20 protein-coding genes and 1 tRNA gene are annotated in these 15491 nt (G+C 57.9%); 17 read left to right on the forward strand and 4 right to left on the reverse strand.

The window, feature by feature from the left end:
• Positions 1-69 precede the first annotated feature (69 nt).
• From PH605_RS22720 to PH605_RS22765, 11 genes are all read left to right on the forward strand, one after another.
• Complete coding sequence (locus PH605_RS22720; protein ID WP_142846273.1) at positions 70-270, forward strand: helix-turn-helix transcriptional regulator; 201 nt, start codon at positions 70-72, stop codon at positions 268-270.
• Positions 271-272: 2 nt separating this feature from the next.
• Positions 273-1370, forward strand: coding sequence for an AAA family ATPase (locus tag PH605_RS22725; RefSeq protein ID WP_142846271.1), 1098 nt, complete (start codon positions 273-275; stop codon positions 1368-1370).
• A 188-nt stretch (positions 1371-1558) separates the two neighbouring features.
• The gene (locus tag PH605_RS22730) at positions 1559-1816 is read left to right on the forward strand and encodes a hypothetical protein (RefSeq protein ID WP_078052976.1); all 258 of its coding nucleotides are present in this window, start codon (positions 1559-1561) and stop codon (positions 1814-1816) included.
• A 604-nt stretch (positions 1817-2420) separates the two neighbouring features.
• Positions 2421-4085 (forward strand): terminase large subunit, encoded by a 1665-nt coding sequence (locus PH605_RS22735; protein ID WP_142846269.1) that lies wholly within the window; start codon positions 2421-2423, stop codon positions 4083-4085.
• 183 nt (positions 4086-4268) lie between these two features.
• Positions 4269-4520 (forward strand): hypothetical protein, encoded by a 252-nt coding sequence (locus PH605_RS22740; RefSeq protein ID WP_142846267.1) that lies wholly within the window; start codon positions 4269-4271, stop codon positions 4518-4520.
• Positions 4521-4738: 218 nt separating this feature from the next.
• Positions 4739-5899, forward strand: a complete 1161-nt coding sequence (locus PH605_RS22745) for a phage major capsid protein (RefSeq protein ID WP_161987996.1) — start codon at positions 4739-4741, stop codon at positions 5897-5899.
• A gap of 1 nt (position 5900) precedes the next feature.
• Positions 5901-6179, forward strand: a complete 279-nt coding sequence (locus tag PH605_RS25415; protein ID WP_142846263.1) for a head-tail connector protein — start codon at positions 5901-5903, stop codon at positions 6177-6179.
• Positions 6176-6715 (forward strand): HK97 family phage prohead protease, encoded by a 540-nt coding sequence (locus PH605_RS22750; protein WP_237680958.1) that lies wholly within the window; start codon positions 6176-6178, stop codon positions 6713-6715. The genes PH605_RS25415 and PH605_RS22750 overlap by 4 nt, the downstream gene beginning before the upstream one ends.
• Entirely contained in the window at positions 6702-7907 is a 1206-nt protein-coding gene (locus PH605_RS22755; protein ID WP_142846261.1) for a phage portal protein, read from the forward strand. Before PH605_RS22750 ends, PH605_RS22755 begins: the two co-directional genes overlap by 14 nt.
• On the forward strand, positions 7904-8248 hold the full coding sequence (locus tag PH605_RS22760) for a phage head completion protein (protein ID WP_142846259.1): 345 nt from the start codon (positions 7904-7906) through the stop codon (positions 8246-8248). The genes PH605_RS22755 and PH605_RS22760 overlap by 4 nt, the downstream gene beginning before the upstream one ends.
• A complete protein-coding gene (locus tag PH605_RS22765; protein WP_142846257.1) occupies positions 8245-8556 on the forward strand; it encodes a hypothetical protein in 312 nt (103 codons plus the stop codon). Before PH605_RS22760 ends, PH605_RS22765 begins: the two co-directional genes overlap by 4 nt.
• Before the next feature lie 374 nt (positions 8557-8930).
• On the opposite strand, the gene PH605_RS22770 is transcribed toward PH605_RS22765, so the two are convergent.
• Positions 8931-9021: transfer RNA gene (locus PH605_RS22770), tRNA-Ser, on the reverse strand.
• A gap of 162 nt (positions 9022-9183) precedes the next feature.
• On the opposite strand from PH605_RS22770, the gene PH605_RS22775 reads away from it, so the two are divergent.
• Entirely contained in the window at positions 9184-9525 is a 342-nt protein-coding gene (locus PH605_RS22775) for a hypothetical protein (RefSeq protein ID WP_142846255.1), read from the forward strand.
• An 89-nt stretch (positions 9526-9614) separates the two neighbouring features.
• Entirely contained in the window at positions 9615-9791 is a 177-nt protein-coding gene (locus PH605_RS22780) for a hypothetical protein (protein ID WP_162856870.1), read from the forward strand.
• Between the two features lies 1 nt (position 9792).
• Here PH605_RS22780 and PH605_RS22785 read toward each other — a convergent pair whose 3' ends face one another.
• The gene (locus PH605_RS22785) at positions 9793-10593 is read right to left on the reverse strand and encodes an aldolase/citrate lyase family protein (protein WP_127758296.1); all 801 of its coding nucleotides are present in this window, start codon (positions 10591-10593) and stop codon (positions 9793-9795) included.
• Between the two features lie 7 nt (positions 10594-10600).
• Positions 10601-11818, reverse strand: a complete 1218-nt coding sequence (locus PH605_RS22790; protein WP_142846253.1) for an NAD(P)/FAD-dependent oxidoreductase — start codon at positions 11816-11818, stop codon at positions 10601-10603.
• Between the two features lie 306 nt (positions 11819-12124).
• Here PH605_RS22790 and PH605_RS22795 point away from each other — a divergent pair, with 306 nt between their 5' ends.
• The 3 genes from PH605_RS22795 to PH605_RS22805 all read left to right on the forward strand — a co-directional run bounded on the left by PH605_RS22795 (position 12125) and on the right by PH605_RS22805 (position 14054).
• A complete protein-coding gene (locus PH605_RS22795; protein WP_035240153.1) occupies positions 12125-12472 on the forward strand; it encodes a hypothetical protein in 348 nt (115 codons plus the stop codon).
• A gap of 158 nt (positions 12473-12630) precedes the next feature.
• On the forward strand, positions 12631-13743 hold the full coding sequence (locus PH605_RS22800) for a pyridoxal phosphate-dependent aminotransferase (protein WP_142846251.1): 1113 nt from the start codon (positions 12631-12633) through the stop codon (positions 13741-13743).
• Positions 13744-13859: 116 nt separating this feature from the next.
• Positions 13860-14054: a hypothetical protein gene (locus tag PH605_RS22805; RefSeq protein ID WP_161987995.1), complete on the forward strand. Its 195-nt coding sequence runs from the start codon at positions 13860-13862 to the stop codon at positions 14052-14054.
• Positions 14055-14177: 123 nt separating this feature from the next.
• Here the strand turns inward: PH605_RS22805 and PH605_RS22810 are convergent, their stop codons facing one another.
• The gene (locus tag PH605_RS22810; protein ID WP_003524109.1) at positions 14178-14441 is read right to left on the reverse strand and encodes an SEL1-like repeat protein; all 264 of its coding nucleotides are present in this window, start codon (positions 14439-14441) and stop codon (positions 14178-14180) included.
• A 599-nt stretch (positions 14442-15040) separates the two neighbouring features.
• Here PH605_RS22810 and PH605_RS22815 point away from each other — a divergent pair.
• On the forward strand, positions 15041-15379 hold the full coding sequence (locus PH605_RS22815) for a DUF2147 domain-containing protein (protein ID WP_003524108.1): 339 nt from the start codon (positions 15041-15043) through the stop codon (positions 15377-15379).
• Positions 15380-15491 lie beyond the last annotated feature (112 nt).

The raw sequence follows: 15491 nt of genomic DNA on the forward strand, positions 1-15491 counted from the left end.
AATCAGGCGTTTTCGCACCGGCCAAGGAGGTCCGGTAATAGCGAAGTGCGTCCATCGAGAGGAGATTACATGTCAAAAGAACTTCCGCGCCTCATGTCGCCAAAGGAGGCTGCCGCCGAAACCACATTTTCCGCGATGCAGCTTGGTATTCTAAGCGCGACCGGCCATTTCCCTAAGCCGGTCCAACTATCGGCGCGCCGCATCGCTTACGTTCGGTCCGAAGTGACGGCTTGGCTTGATGAACGCATTGCATCGCGCACCACGCATTAAAGATGGAACCGCATGCAGAAGACGAGTCCCCCGGTTGGGGCGGGAAGTTCAATTTCGAGAAGATTGGTAGAAGGCGGGCCGCCTTTAGCGCGCCAGCGCGAAAATCAAAGCCAAAGCCGGAATCGGAACCGGAAGACGAGCCTGAAGAAGTCAGACTGACAGCAAAGCAGTTGATGCGGCGGCGATTTGAGAGGCCGCGCCAGATTGTGGAGGGCTTGTTCCCTGCCGGTTGCCTTCTTCTTGTCGGTCCTCCGAAGCAAGGGAAATCTTGGCTCTCTCTACAATTGGCCCGTTGCGTGGAAGCCGGAATCCCGTTCATGGGGCATCGAACCGAACAAGGTGACGTTCTGTATCTGGCGCTGGAAGACGGTTTCATTCGCCTTCAGGACCGCTTGGGAAAGCAGGAAATCGAAGGCGCGGAATCCTTCACCGATGCGCTGGATTTCCAAATCCAGATACCCACGGCGGAAAAGGGCGGCCTGAAGGAGTTGGAGGAATGGCTGATAGCTCACCCCGATGCATCCTTGGTAATTGTCGACGTTCTGAAAATGTTTCGAGAGCCGCGCAAGGGCAAGGTTGACCCCTATGAGCGTGATTACGGCGATGTGCGGCCTTTGACGAAGCTGGCGAACAAGTATCGGGTGTGCATCGTCATCGTCCACCATACGAACAAGGGTAGCGCCAGCGCGGTCGATCCTTTCGACCGTGTGAGTGGCACGGGGGGCATTTCGGGTGCGGCAGACGGGACGATTTTGCTTGTCCCAAATGAAGACGGCGATTTGGGGCTTTATGGCCGTGGGCGCGACTTTCAGGAGTTTGACTTCAGGGTGCGGTTCGACCCCGATGCTTGTGTTTGGGAGATCGACACCGAAAGCGACGAAAGCGACCGCCAAGGCTACGGTGACGTGACCGGCAAGATATTGCAGCAGCTTGGATTCATGAATGGCAATCCTATTGGCCCTAGCGAACTGGCGGCAGTCATCCACGAAAAGCCGCTTGACGTTTCGAAGAGCCTGAAACGGTTGAGTGCCAGCCGGAAGGTTACGAGGATCGGGCGCGGCAAATGGGTTCTTCGGGGCCTAGAGCCGAAAAGCTCATGACGAACGAAACTACCATACCATGCAGTAGCAACGGTAGTTACGGTAGTTTCGCAATTGCTAATATGAGGACAGTCTAGCTAAGTCCTTCTAGCATCACATTAAATAGTATCGGTAGTAAGGGTATTTCGGTTTGTGCAAACTACCGAAACTACCGTTTGTACCTATCATATAGACGAAGGGAGAAACGAATGAACGAAAGGACACACACCGAAAATATGCAGGTCATCAACGCGCTGGTAGGGAAGCCGGTCGCATGGAGTGGTTTGCCAAAGCCAGACGAAAAGGTTCTTGCCCTCCTACGGAAGCGGTCAATACCGGCAGCACCTATGATCTTGTCACGGCTGACGGGTTACGGGCGTCACGAAGTCAATGAGGTGCTGCTGCGCCTGAAGCGCCATGGTCTGGCCAAAGCCGTTGGACACGGTGAATGGGTGGCAGTGCAATGAAACTGATGCACCAAAACCGGCAGGTGTTTGCACGTCTGAGCCGTATCGATCCGGTGCGGAAACAGCCTATCCCGGTCAAGCCGCAGGTTGTTAAGGCTCGGCCCTTGGCCTCGGCTGCCCGCCCCTCATGAGCAGATGGCCGTATAACACGGCTCAGTGGCAACGGCTGCGCATAGCCAAGCTGATGGAATGCCCAGTCTGTGAGCCGTGCCGTGCGCGTGGTGTGATCGAACTGGCAAATACGATTGACCACGATCTAGCCATCAACGCAGGCGGCTCAGCCTTCCCACCATTGGAAGGTTTAACCAGCATGTGCAAGGGTTGCCACGATAGGAAGACAGCAGCCAAGGACCGCCCCAATAGTCGGACAGGTAAGAGCAGCGGCTTCAGGCGGGCGTGGGCTGGCTTTGACGTGGAAGGAAACCCTATCGACCCTGAAGGCTGGACCGACCGCCCCTGACCTTCTGTGAGGCCGGGGGGGCATCGAAAGACGGGCGTCAACGTCTCAGGGATCGATGAGGGGCAATTGGAGATACTAAGTTTCAAATATTGAACGACGAAAAGGAAATCGTCATGAAAAAATGAACAATGAAAGGAGGCATTAATGGGCCGTCGTGGACCCGGCGCGAAGCCGAAAGCATCCCGTAAGACCGGGGATATTATGAGTGGGGCGGGCAGCAAGCACCGTCAGGTGCTCCCTTGGGAGGTCGAAGGCCTCACAAGACTTGAAGCCGTCGTCGCATTCGTCAATGACATGAAAATTACGCAGGGCAAACTTGCGGGCCAAAACATGCAGTTGCGTGACTGGCAGATAGAAGAGTTTCTTGCGCCGATCTACGCCACGGACGAACATGGACGCCGCCCGGTGCGAACCGCCGTCCTATCTATGGGCCGCAAGAACGGAAAGACAGGACTGAGCGCGGCGCTTGCCCTTTGCCATCTGGTAGGCCCTGAAGCCGAGCAGCGCGGCGAATTGTACTTCGGTGCGATGGATAAGATTCAGGCCGGTAAGGCTTGGGCGGAATGCAAAGCCATGCTGGAGGCTCATGTCGAGCTTTCGGAACGTGTGAACATTATCAAGTTCTCAAAGGAAATCGAAGTCGAGGCCGGTTATCCCGGTGAAGGGTCTGTTCTGAAGGCTGTAAGCGCGGATGCTGATTCCAAGCTTGGTTTGTCGCCATCATTCTTCCTTGCCGATGAAGCGGGCTACTGGCCGAAGCGCGACCTATTTGACGCGATGGATTCCGCCCTTGGTGCGCGTGATGAACCTCTAGTAGTGGTCATTTCCACACAGGCTAAAGACGACACGCATTTCTTTTCGGAGATGATCGACTATGGCTTGAAGGTCAAGACGGGCGAGGTAGAGGACGAAACCTTCCATCTGGCCTTGTTCACGACTGAACCGGATGACGATCCTTGGTCCTACGATACGTGGATTAAAGCAAACCCGGCGCTAGGCGACTTCCTGCAACTGGAGCAAGTCGAGCGCATGGCAGGACAGGCAAAGCGCATTCCATCAAAAGAAGCCGATTTCCGAAACAAGATTCTCAACGAGCGAATTGACGGCACCGTGCGCTTCATCGCGGCGCGAGAATGGAACGATTGCGATCTAGGCCCGATTGACGAAGACGCCCTTGAAGGCCGGGAATGCTACGGCGCTCTTGACCTGTCGGCAGCGCGAGATTTGACGGCGTTCGTGCTGGTTTTCCCGGAAGAGGATGGCCGCTTTACGGTGTTGCCCCGGTTCTTTCTGCCGGATTTCGATATTGATGGCAAATCGGAGAATGACCGTGTGCCGTACAATGTTTGGGCGCGCCAACCCGCTTCACGGCTTACGCTCCTGCCGGGCAAGGTTATCGATCCACAGCTTGTTGCGGAACACATTGCCGATGAGGCCAGCCGGTTCGATATCAAGGAAATTGCATATGACCGTTGGCGGATTGAAGACCTACGGCGTGAGCTAGCCAAGGCTTCGATTGATTTGCCGCTCCAGCCATTCGGGCAAGGCTACAAAGATATGTCGCCAGCCGTTGACATGCTGGAGGTCGCGGTGGCGCAACAGAAAGTCAATCATGCCGGGAACCCGCTCTTGCGCATGAACGCGGCCAATGCGGTAATCACGAAAGACCCCTCAGGCGCAAGAAAGCTTGATAAGTCGAAGGCTTCAGGCCGCATTGACGGCCTTGTGGCTCTGGCAATGAGTCTTGCAGTAGCTGCGCGACATGAGGAGGACAGTTCGCTCCCTGCGTGTCTTCTAGAAGAAGCGTAAATTTTTCGGAAGGCGCTGTTTTGTCAAGCGAAAGTGAAGAATAAAAATATCCTTTACTTTCGCAAAAACATGTGGACAGCCGTTTATACTTCGGTCTATAAGACACTCAGCCGATCAACAGAGGAACGAACTGAATGAAGAAAGAGCAATCGGGCAGTGCCTGAAGAGAAGAAGGAGGACGAAATGTACAAGAAGTATAAGAAACTCAATCAAGAACGCGACCAGATCGCCACGCGGTGCGAGCGCCTACGCTCCCAAATCGCAAATACAGGCAATGACAGTGTTGCCCGTTTACTCGCTGCCGACCATAAGCTTCAGCAGCAATCGCTTGACCGCCTTGACGGTCAGATCGCGGAACTCAGTCGAAAATACCAAACCCAAATTTTGAATGGTATCGCTGCGGACGCGAGAGCTAGGGCAGAAAAGCCTGAATAAGCGGCGCTAAGTTCCGCTATAACACCACTACAATTTGCCCGTTTCTCACCGCATTTATGAGCGCGGGCAGCATGCCGTAAGGCATCCGTGCGCAGCACGGAATAAAGCAGCAGCTCCACGCGAGCGGCACCAACCAACCATGACATTGTTGCGCCTACCCAACCGAGCAATTCCGCATCGGCATGGCTCTTTGCGCGTTTACCAGAAAAGGAGACTATATGAATCTGTTCCATCTTCGCGAGACCCGTGCATCCAAGCTCGCTGAAATCAAGGCCCTTGGCGACAACCCGGATACCGCGAAGTTTACAGCTCTTGAAAGCGAAATCCGCTCTCTGGACGGCCAGATCAAGAACGCCGCGACCATTGCCGAGTTTGAGCGCCACGAAGCCGCACCGCAGGGTGACAACAAGACCGAGACTCGCAGCTACAACCTTGCCAAGGCCATCCGCGAACAGGCAGAAGGCCGTCTGACCGGCATCGAAAAAGAGCTTCATGACGAGCTTTCCAAGAATGCGAAGGAAACCCGTGGCGTCCGCGTCCCGGCCTCGTTGTTCTTCGGTGGCGAGAAGCGCGAAATGACCGTCGCCAATGCCGCTGCCGCTGGCAACACCGTCCCGACCGTCATGGGTTCGCTCATCGACCGTCTGAAGCCCGCTTCCAAGGTTCAGGGCATGGGCGCAACCGTCCTGTCCGGCCTCGTGGGCAATGTCGAGCTTCCGCGCCACCTGACCGGCCCGACCGCCTATTGGCTGGCTGAATCTGGCAAGCCGACGGAAAGCAACAGCACGTTCGACAAGGTTGCTCTGACGCCGCGCACCGTCGCCGCCGAACAGAAGCTTTCCCGCCGCCTGATCCTTCAGAACGGTGTGGCACTGGAAGACGTACTGAAGCAGGATTTGAACTATGTTCTTTCGAACGCTCTCGACACGGCCATCCTTACCGGCACTGGCGCGAATAACCAGCCCACCGGCATCCTTACGGCCATCCCGGAGAACGACACCACGTCCACCGAGATTTCCGACATTGCTGCCGACCTGATTGGTGACATCGTTCTGGAGAACAACGGCACCGGCGCGTTCCTCGTGTCTTCGGCTCTCATGAACCGGATTCGCAAGATCAAGGACGCCGACGGTCATCCGATTTCGGTCTCTGAAATCTTCCACGGCCAGCCGGTCGTTGAAACGAACCAGATTGCTACGCCGACCATGGTCTACGGCATCTGGAGTGATGCCCTGATTGGTACATGGTCTTCGGTTGATCTGCTGGTCGATCCGTACACATACGGCAGCGAGGGAGCTTTGAAGCTGGTAGCTTTCCTTGATGCGGACGTTCAGACCCGTCACGGCGCGAAGTCCTTCCAGTGGAAGACCGTCGCCTAATATGGCAGCGGTCACTTTGGCCGAAGTCAAGACGCACGTCAGAGTCGACTATGACTCTGACGATGCGTATCTGACCGGCCTAACCAACGCAGCGGAGTCCTACCTTTCGTCAATCGGCGTTACTGCCGACAAGCTGACGGAAGACTCCGTGAAACACGCAGCCCTTCTCCTAGTCGGCCACTGGTTCGCATATCGCGAAGCTGCCGCAGAGAGGGTTCCTCAAGCCATCGCATTCGGGGTCAACGCCCTTGTCGCACCATTCAGGGAGGTATCGTTTTGACCATCGAAAAACGCGCAGCTACCGACGTAACGGCCTCCGGGCGCAAGCTCACGGGCTACGTCGCCACGTTCGGCACCGAAACCCGCATTGCCGATTTCCGGGAGACGATCCGGGCCGGTGCTTTCGCGGACAGCCTTCGGAGCAACCCTGACGTGCTCGGGCTTGTCGATCATGACCCCGGCAAGGTGTTGGCTCGTACCAAGTCGGGCAGCCTAGTCCTCGCAGAGGACGCCCGTGGGCTTCGGTTCGAACTGGAACTGCCCGACACGCAGCTTGGTCGAGATATCGCAGCACTGGCGGCCCGTGGTGACGTGGGCGGCATGTCCTTCGGCTTCAATGTCCCCGACGGCGGTGATGAGTGGGCCGGGGAACTGCGCACGCTCAAGGCTATCGATCTTCGCGAAATCAGCGTGGTTCAGGCGTTTCCAGCCTATGACGGCACGTCGGTTTCGGTCCGGTCTCGCAAGCCCATGACGGACGCCGAGCGCCGTATTCGCATTCTTGAACTGGAAGGAGGCGCGCATGTGGCCGTTTAAATCGAAAGAGACTCGGGCCGTATCGTCCAGCGACCCGTATCTTGGCGAGTTCCTTGGCGCTCGCTGGCAGGCACGGGCCGACATTGAGAAAGCGAGCGGCCATGCCGTGGCTCATAGGTGCATCCAGCTTATCGCGGAGCAGCTTTCGTCTGTGCCGCTGAAGGTGTACCGCAGAGAGGCGGACGGCGGGCGTGTGTCGGCTTCAGAACATGCACTCTACAGCGTGCTGCAAGACTCGTTCTCGCCGCTCCTGACCGCGTTTGAGGGCCGGGAATGGCTACTTGTCTCCGCATTAATGTATGGCAACGCCTACGCCCGCATTGAGCGCAATGGCCGCAGCCAGATCGTTGCCCTTCATCCGTTCAAGACTCCGAGTGTCACGGTGGAGCGGCTGATGTCGGGCCGGTTGCGTTACAAGGTGGCGACGGCGAACGGCGGCACCGATATCTACACTCAGGACGAAATCCTGCACATCCGCTACCGCACGGCTGACGGCGTATTGGGTCTTTCGCCAATCCAGATTGCAAGCGCCACGTTCGGCCTTGCCATCTCTCAACAGGATCAGGCAGGCGCGGCGGCTGAGAACAGTTTCCGTCCCGCTGGCGCTCTGGTGTTCCCTGACAAGCTTGGCGGCGCGGGCAAGGATGACGCTATCAAGAAGTTCAAGGAGCGCTTCGTGGGCCAGCTTAAGGCGAACGAAGTCATGGTGCTGGATGGCGGAGCGGACTTTAAGACGTTCCAGTTTAGCGCGAAGGACTCGGAATTCCTTGAAAGCCGGAACCTGTCGAACCTCGATATTGCTCGCGTATATGGCGTGCCTCCGTCTGCGGTCGGAATCACGGCGGACGCCACTTATAGCAACATCGAAAGCGAATCCCGCGCTCTGGTCAATCGAGTCCTTGCCCCTTGGGCCAAGCGTATCGAGTCGGTGCTTAACGCGACCCTGCTTTCGCCTGAGGCTCGCAAGACGCATTACATCGAACATGATTTGTCCGGGCTTCTCCGTGGCGATCTGGCTACCCGCTATGAGGCTTACCGCGTGGGCCGCGAGGCGGGCTTCCTGTCCGTTGATGAAATCCGTGGCTTCGAGAACATGTCGAAGGTTCCGGGCGGCGATACCTACATGCAGCCGTTGAACATGGCGGCGCTAGGCGTGGCACAAAATGCCCAGGCATCGGAGGTGCAGCAATGACGGGAGGCGGCGACTTACGCGGAATTTTCGAATTTCGGCGGAAGACGGACGGCAATGACGGTTTCGGGGGCGTGATCCCCGGAGCCGGTCCCGTCACCACGATCTTCACCACGTCGGGCAGGATCGAGGTTCGTAGCGGCGATGAAATGGTCTTGAACAACGTACCGCGAGGCGTTTCAACGGTGGAAATCACTGTCCGTCAGCAGCCCGCCATTAAGGCCGTCAACACAACATGGAGCATCCGGGAGAAGCGTTCCGGGCGCTCTTACAACGTCAAAATGATGAAGCCAGACCAGAAAGGAGCTTTCATCACGTTCACAGCAGAAGGAGGAACACCGTGAAGGTAAAGACTATCAGCATTGAGCCTATCAGTAAGGGCCATGACCGTGAAACGGGTTTCCGCAAGCTGGCAAAGGTTCAATTCTTCTTGCCCGATATGCAAATGACGATCCGCGATGTTGTGTTGACGCATGATCATGAACACGGTTTTGCTGTGGCCCACGTCAAGCCGAAAGAAGGACAGTCAACGCTCCAATGGGTGCGAAACTCGCCATTCGCCAAATGTCTGGCGGAAGCGGCGGCAACGGCTTACAGCGCCATGCTTGCTGAAGACTTGGAAGAACTGAAGGCGCTATATAAGGCTGCCTGACCAAAGCCCTACGGTTGACGCCGTGGGGCTTTTCTTCGTTTACGCAAAAGAAAACCCGCCGCGCTGATGAAAGCGAGACGGGCCACAGAAAAGAAGAGCGAAATGAGCAAAGAAGATTTCCCGCAATGTCGCACAGGATCGGCAAAACCACAATGAACTTTACCGCCAGAGCGGGCGGGTAGCCTGCCGCGTAGCGGCAAAAGGAATCGTTGGTAGACAGGAAAGCGCCTTCGAGAATATCAAGGATATGGGCCTGACGGCCTCAAAGCTGCCCGCCCTGCCGGACAAAAGGCCAGTAAACAGGACCATTCAAAACATTCTAAGTTATGACAGGGGGATAAAACTGGCCATAAACCATTGATTTCATTGGTTTATGGCGGAGAGGATGGGATTCGAACCCACGATACGCTTTTGACGTATACTCCCTTAGCAGGGGAGCGCCTTCGACCACTCGGCCACCTCTCCGGTGCGGCCTGATTATTGCGTAAAAAAAATGATTGCAAGGCTTTTTCGCCAAGAAGCACAAAAACCTGTTGGCTGAACATCTTCCTGCGAAACTTTGCGGGCCTTTCGGGAACTTCTTGCAGGTCGGCACGTTCTGCCTTCGGTAACAAAAGAGGTGTTCTAATGGCTCAGACCAAACTGAATGTTGTCGAAGACACGATCGAAAACCAGATTGCGGAGTTGCGTTCGCAGATCTCGTCCCTCTCCAAATCCGTCTCCGCCCGCGCGGAAGGTGTGAGCGAGGATGCGTCCGAATTTCTGGATGAGGCGCGCGGGCGCGTGCGCAAGGCCGCGCATAATGTCCGCGCCCAGGGCCAGAATGTCGTGGAAGCCGTCAAGGAAAATCCCGGAACGGCGACTTCCCTGCTGACGATCGTTGGCGCACTCGGTTTTGCCATCGGTTATGCAGTTGGCGCGGGCACGCAGCAGAACTCGTCGAACAGCAGCCTTTATCGCTGGCGCTGATCGCCTGACCGAATTAAAATTGAGGCAAGGCGGGTCTATCCTGCCTTGCCTTTTCTTACTGGTTTGAAATGTGATGAATGGGGGCGGATATGCAATTCACCGACGATATTGAAGCGGCTCTGTCGGATTTTGCGAGGGATCATGGCGTCGAAAGGGATGAGGCCATCCAGCGCATCATTCGCGCCGCCCTTATCAATAGCGGTTATCTCGCCTCCGGCGAAGAAGGCATTCCGCCGGAAAAGCTGAACGCCAGCAACGACGACTGAATTAATAGCCAGACCGTGATGGTGCAGGCGCTGCTCCGCCCTTGTAACGGGCCGACAGCGCACGCAGGGTACTGGCGAATTCCGTCACATCCGCGCCGACGGCCACGAAGGACGCGCCGAGTTCAAGATAGCGGCGATTATAGGTTTCGTTGAAGGTGAGAATGCCGGCGGCCTTGCCCGCCTTGACGATCTTGACGATGGCCGCCTCGATCACCGCCTGCACTTCCGGCTCGTCTATCCTGCCGAGATAGCCCATATCGGCAGCCAGATCCGCCGGGCCGATGAAGACGCCGTCCACGCCCTCCACCGCAAGAATATTGTCGAGATCGTTGATCGCCGCGCGCGTTTCGGCCTGCACCAGCAGGCAGACGCTGTCCGAGGCGCTGTCGGCATAGTCGGTTATCGTGTTGAAGGCGGAAGCGCGGGCAACGGCAGCACCCATGCCGCGAATGCCGCGCGGCGGATAGTGCATGGCGCTGACCAGATCCTTCGCCTGGTCAGCCGAATCGACCATCGGCACCAGAAGCGTGCGCGCACCCGCATCCAGAAGCTGCTTGATCATCCAGCTTTCGCCGACCGGCACGCGCACCACCGGTTCGGCAGGCGATGTGGCAAGGGCGCGCAGCTGATCGATGATGCTGCGCAGATCGTTCGGCCCATGCTCGCCGTCGATCACCAGCCAGTCGAACCCCGCCGTACCGGCGATTTCCGCCGTGATCGCCTCGCCCATATCGAGCCAGAGGCCGATCTGCGGCTTGCCGGCATGGATGGCGGTTTTAAAACGGTTTTCGGGAGCAGGCATGACGTCCTCAGGAAAGCAGTAATTTCAGATCGGCGGAAGCATCCGCCAGGATGGCGCGATCCGGCTCCGCGCCGGTCTCGAGCAATTTCTTGCCCGCGACATAGGCCTTGGCATCGTTGACGGCATCCACCGCCACGAATCGACCGTCGCGGAAATACCATACGGACCAGCTGCTCTCACGCGCGCCCTGCCTCAGCATCGTCTCGTCGTAACCCAGGTTGAAGCCGGCAATCTGCAGCTTGGCGTCATATTGATCCGACCAGAACCATGGCTTCGGATCATAGGCGGCTTCAGCCCCGGTAAGCACGGCAGCGGCCGCCTCGGCCTGATCGACTGCGTTCTGTACCGATTCGAGACGCACATGCTGGCCGCGCCACGGCAGCAGCGCGCAATCGCCCACCGCATGAATGGCGTTGTCGGAGGTGCGGGTGTGGTCGTCCACCACGATGCCATTGCCGACATCAAGGCCCGATTCGCGGGCGAGGCGATCATTCGGCGTCACGCCGATGCCGACAATCACAAAGTCCACATCCAGCGTCGAGCCGTCGGAGAGTTCGGCGGCGGCCACCCGGCCGTCCATGCCGACAAGGCGCACAAGGCCGGTCTTTTCGCGAATGGAAACGCCGTGGGCCTGGTGGATGCCGCGCATGATATCGGCGGTTTCCTTCGCCGCCACACGCTGGAGAATGCGGTCGGCCATTTCGATCAAGGTCACTTCGAGGCCGAGCTTGCGCGCGACGGCGGCTGCTTCTAGACCGATATAACCGCCGCCGATCACCAGCAGCCTGCGGCCCGGCTTCATCTCCTCCATAAGCCGGTCGGCATCGCGCTTGTCGCGAACGGTCAGAACGCCTTCCAGATCGCCGCCAATGCTGGCGGGCAGCAGGCGGGGAGCAGCCCCGGTCGCCAGCACCAGCCTGTCATAGGAAAGCGTGCTGCCGTCCTGCATGCGCAGGAATTTGGCGGCTCGGTCTATCTCCTCGACCCAGGTGGAAAGCCGGATATCGACATTGTTTTCGGCGTACCATTCCTCCGGCCGGAACATCAGCCGGTCGAAGCTCATCTCGCCGAGAAGGTATTTTTTGGAGAGCGGCGGCCGCTGATAGGGATAGGCATCCTCGGAGCCGATGATGGTGATGGGGCGCTCATCCTTCAGCGCCCGAAGCTTCGACGCCAGCGCGAAAGCGGCCTGCCCCGCCCCGACGATTACCAGCCTTCCCGTCACAGTCCACTCCCAGAAGAATCACGAAGCGCCGGTCCTGCCGGGTCCCGCGATGCGATATTGCAAGGTTCAGGCGTAACGCCAAGTACGGCCCCAGTCAACACCAGCCCCGTGCAAGCGTGACGCAGTATCAGCACAGGCTGCAACCGGATGGGGCCGAATGCATTTCCATAGCGGAAACATCGGCTTCCGAAGGGAAGATTGGTCGAGATCGAGACACAGAACAGACAATTGCGCGGATTTCCTTCATGCCCTGGCAAGGAACCGGCGTTAAAATCGGCATCAAAAGAGGCAATCCGGGAGGTTGTCATGGCTTTGCATATGGATCCCCGTCAGAACGTCCCCCAGGACGAAATGTACGAGAAATTTCAGATCGACCGGCCCGGCAAGATCACCTTCATCGGGCATCATCTCAGCGCCAAGGACACCATGCGCTGCCTGGTGCGGACCATTTCCCTTTACGGCGCGGAACTGGATGTCAGTCCCGATCTGGAAATGCCGGCCAATTTCTATCTGGAAATTCTCGGTATCCGCGACGAGATCGGCTGCACGCTGATCCGCCGCGAAGAGGAAAAAGTGACGATCGGCTTCAATATGCTGATCGATGCGGAGTTCCTGCACCATGTGCGACGCCTGAGCTTCGAGACCAACGCGTGATCCTGACATGACAGGCCGATGGCTTTTCCGTCTCCTCGCCGGGACGTAAAATTCTGCTCCAAAACAGTCGTGCTGCAACCGGCTGCGCCTTGCGTCCGGTTTTTTTGCACCTATTGTGAGCCGGGTTTTAAACACACAGGTACCGGAACTCTCAGCCAATGTCAGCCTTTTCCCGCCTCACGCCGCTTGCCGCTTCGCTTCCCTCAACCGTTCCCTTCGTCGGCCCCGAAGCCATCGAGCGCAACCGCGGCCTGAAGGTTGAAGCGCGTATCGGCGCCAATGAGAGCGGCTTCGGCCCCGCCCCTTCCGTGCTTCTGGCCATGCGCGATGCGACGGCCGAGACCTGGATGTACAGCGATCCGGAAAATTATGAGCTGAAGGAAGCGCTTGCCATCCACCATGGCGTTGCACGAGGCAATATCGCCATCGGCAGCGGCGTCGATGGGCTGCTGGGTGAGATCGCGCGGCTGATCGTCGAGCCGGGCACGCCTGTCGTAACATCCCTGGGCGGCTATCCCACCTTCAATTACCATGTGAACGGTTTCGGCGGGAAACTCGTGACCACGCCCTATGTCGACGATCACGAAGACCTTGACGGGCTTCTCGATCTCGTCATCCGGGAAAATGCGCCGCTCGTTTATTTCGCCAATCCCGACAATCCGATGGGAAGCTGGTGGGAAGCGAGCGAAGTGATCGCCTTTGCCCGCGCGTTGCCGGAAACCTGCCTGCTCATTCTGGATGAGGCCTATTGCGAAACCGCGCCTGCGAGCGCCGTTCCGGCCATCGATGCGCTGATCGGCCAACCGAACATCCTGCGCATGCGCACCTTCTCGAAAGCCTATGGGCTGGCTGGGGCGCGCGTGGGTTACGCTATCGGCACGCTTGGCAATGCCGAAGCCTTCGACAAGATTCGCAACCATTTCGGCATGGCGCGCATTTCGGTCGCCGGCGCTTTGGCGGCCCTGAAGGATCAGGCCTATCTGCGTGAAGTCGTTGGTAAAATTTCTGACGCCCGTGAGCGCATTTCGGCAATCGCGCGCAATAACGGCCTTTCCCCGCTCCCCTCCGCCACCAATTTCGTCACCATCGATTGCCACCTCGACGGGGCTTATGCCCGCGCCATCGTCGATGGGCTGATGGAACATGGCGTCTTCATCCGCATGCCGGGCGTCGCCCCGCTCAACCGCTGCATTCGCGTGAGCGTGGGGCCGGGTGACAAGCTCGATCTTTTCGAGGAGGCGCTGCCGAAGGTCCTCAAGGCGATCGGCTGATATCGAGTGCCGTCATTCCGGCCTTGAGCCGGAATCCAGCGCGATCAAGTCCTTGATCGCGAAAGACCCTTTCACGCCGCAGACGCGGCGTGGCTGGATGCCGGATCAGGTCCGGCATGACGGAAGAAGGAAGCGATTCGAAAACCGCACCTGTCATGCCTGCCGTAGCGGTTTCATCCTCATCACAGGATGATGCGAATGCGATTCAACATCCGCCCGCAAGCCCCTGCCCGCGAATCGTTTTCCGGCGAAGCGACATCGCCAAACATAAGAAAACCGCGCCGGCCTTGTTCCTGCCGGTCGCGGTTTGATGTGTCAGCGCAAAAGCCCTTTTCAGGGCCCTCGCCGCGTTCCCCTTCGGGTTTACTTTCGTTTGCGCCGGTCATCGGGACTGGAGGGAACCGGGCCGGCAATCTCAATAATGGCTGGGTCGATCAGTGCATCGTCATCCAGTCGCGGGCGGCGCGCAGCGCTTCGGCCAGTTCCGATTTGGTCATGTTGCGGGCGAGATCGGCGCGCAGCGAAGCGGCTCTTTCCGATCCGCGGATCGCGGCGATGTTGAGCCATTTATGGGCGGCGATCAGGTCCACCTTGCAGCCCCGGCCGGTCGCATAGACCAGGCCGAGATTGCAAAGAGTGTCGGCGCGGGTTTCGCCACCGGCAGCCATTTCGATATCGCGAATTTCAAAGCGTGCCATTGTTTTAATCCCTGTCCTTCTGCCTGTTTCATCATTCGCCTTCTTGTCGAGGCCATCGTCCGGACCTGCCGTCTTTTGCGGCTTTTTTGTCCTTTCGTCCGGCAGGTTTTCCCTGCGCTTTTGATGAGTTCACTATGCCACGGGGCCTTCAACGGTCGCTTAAAAGGCATGATTAATGGGCCGCAAACAAACTGCAAACGATTGGTAAAATTGGGTTTTCGTTAAATATCACGAGCCGCGGAAATTAAGGACTTTGCGGCGAATTTTACGAAAAGTTTAGAATTGGATTTAAACCCTTCCTTCACCACGATCAAAACAGCGATTTTCCAATTCTCCCTCTTTCGCTCCTCCCGCCGCTGCAAATGCCGCGCCGGGGCCGCAAATTTCTGTTTCCTTTTACGTGAACGTCAAATACTATCCGTCCTGCCCGTCATGAGGATGAAACGGGCACAGGATAACGCGGTGCAAGGAGCAATCGTTGCGCCGCAGGCGGCTTGGGCCAGAGATGGCGCATTCGCACGCCAAAAGGGTTTGATCTGCGCATTACGTCTTTGGGCCGCCGGCTCGAGAAAGCCTGCGCGCATTTCGGGAGGAATTTTATGAAGCGTATAATGACGATTGCCGCCGCCCTCATGCTGAGCGGCAACCTTGCCTTCGCCGCCGAGGCAATCGAAGGCAACTGGAAGACCGCCAGTGGCGAAACCGCCGTGATCGGCCCCTGCGGCGGCGCCTTCTGCGTGACGCTGAAGACCGGCAAACACGCCGGAAAACAGATCGGCAAGCTTTCCGGCAAGGGAAACAGCTATTCGGGTGAAATCACCGATCCCGCCAATGACAAGACCTATAGCGGCTCCGGCACCGTTTCCGGCAACTCGCTGAGCATGAAGGGCTGCGTGCTGAAGGTTCTGTGCAAATCGCAGACCTGGACGCGGCTGTAATCGACAGGGCGGCGGGCGGGCTTCTGTCCTGCCGCCTGCGGTCCCGCGCCTGACGGGACGGTGCGCTGCCAAGGATTTTGCCCGAGACTGCGGGCGCACGCCGCATGGAAGC

Origin of the sequence: Agrobacterium sp. CFBP 3001 (genome assembly GCF_027871605.1) — a bacterium.
Classification (GTDB): Bacteria; Pseudomonadota; Alphaproteobacteria; order Rhizobiales; family Rhizobiaceae; genus Agrobacterium; species Agrobacterium leguminum.

What these genes read in the sequence shown, in the direction of transcription:
- PH605_RS22720 (WP_142846273.1), top strand. Translation starts at nt 70, where the DNA reads ATGTCAAAAGAACTTCCGCGCCTCATGTCGCCAAAGGAGGCTGCCGCC.
- PH605_RS22725 (WP_142846271.1), top strand. Translation starts at nt 273, where the DNA reads ATGGAACCGCATGCAGAAGACGAGTCCCCCGGTTGGGGCGGGAAGTTC.
- PH605_RS22730 (WP_078052976.1), top strand. Translation starts at nt 1,559, where the DNA reads ATGAACGAAAGGACACACACCGAAAATATGCAGGTCATCAACGCGCTG.
- PH605_RS22735 (WP_142846269.1), top strand. Translation starts at nt 2,421, where the DNA reads ATGGGCCGTCGTGGACCCGGCGCGAAGCCGAAAGCATCCCGTAAGACC.
- PH605_RS22740 (WP_142846267.1), top strand. Translation starts at nt 4,269, where the DNA reads ATGTACAAGAAGTATAAGAAACTCAATCAAGAACGCGACCAGATCGCC.
- PH605_RS22745 (WP_161987996.1), top strand. Translation starts at nt 4,739, where the DNA reads ATGAATCTGTTCCATCTTCGCGAGACCCGTGCATCCAAGCTCGCTGAA.
- PH605_RS25415 (WP_142846263.1), top strand. Translation starts at nt 5,901, where the DNA reads ATGGCAGCGGTCACTTTGGCCGAAGTCAAGACGCACGTCAGAGTCGAC.
- PH605_RS22755 (WP_142846261.1), top strand. Translation starts at nt 6,702, where the DNA reads ATGTGGCCGTTTAAATCGAAAGAGACTCGGGCCGTATCGTCCAGCGAC.
- PH605_RS22760 (WP_142846259.1), top strand. Translation starts at nt 7,904, where the DNA reads ATGACGGGAGGCGGCGACTTACGCGGAATTTTCGAATTTCGGCGGAAG.
- PH605_RS22775 (WP_142846255.1), top strand. Translation starts at nt 9,184, where the DNA reads ATGGCTCAGACCAAACTGAATGTTGTCGAAGACACGATCGAAAACCAG.
- PH605_RS22780 (WP_162856870.1), top strand. Translation starts at nt 9,615, where the DNA reads ATGCAATTCACCGACGATATTGAAGCGGCTCTGTCGGATTTTGCGAGG.
- PH605_RS22785 (WP_127758296.1), bottom strand. Translation starts at nt 10,593, where the DNA reads ATGCCTGCTCCCGAAAACCGTTTTAAAACCGCCATCCATGCCGGCAAG.
- PH605_RS22795 (WP_035240153.1), top strand. Translation starts at nt 12,125, where the DNA reads ATGGCTTTGCATATGGATCCCCGTCAGAACGTCCCCCAGGACGAAATG.
- PH605_RS22800 (WP_142846251.1), top strand. Translation starts at nt 12,631, where the DNA reads ATGTCAGCCTTTTCCCGCCTCACGCCGCTTGCCGCTTCGCTTCCCTCA.
- PH605_RS22805 (WP_161987995.1), top strand. Translation starts at nt 13,860, where the DNA reads ATGACGGAAGAAGGAAGCGATTCGAAAACCGCACCTGTCATGCCTGCC.
- PH605_RS22810 (WP_003524109.1), bottom strand. Translation starts at nt 14,441, where the DNA reads ATGGCACGCTTTGAAATTCGCGATATCGAAATGGCTGCCGGTGGCGAA.
- PH605_RS22815 (WP_003524108.1), top strand. Translation starts at nt 15,041, where the DNA reads ATGAAGCGTATAATGACGATTGCCGCCGCCCTCATGCTGAGCGGCAAC.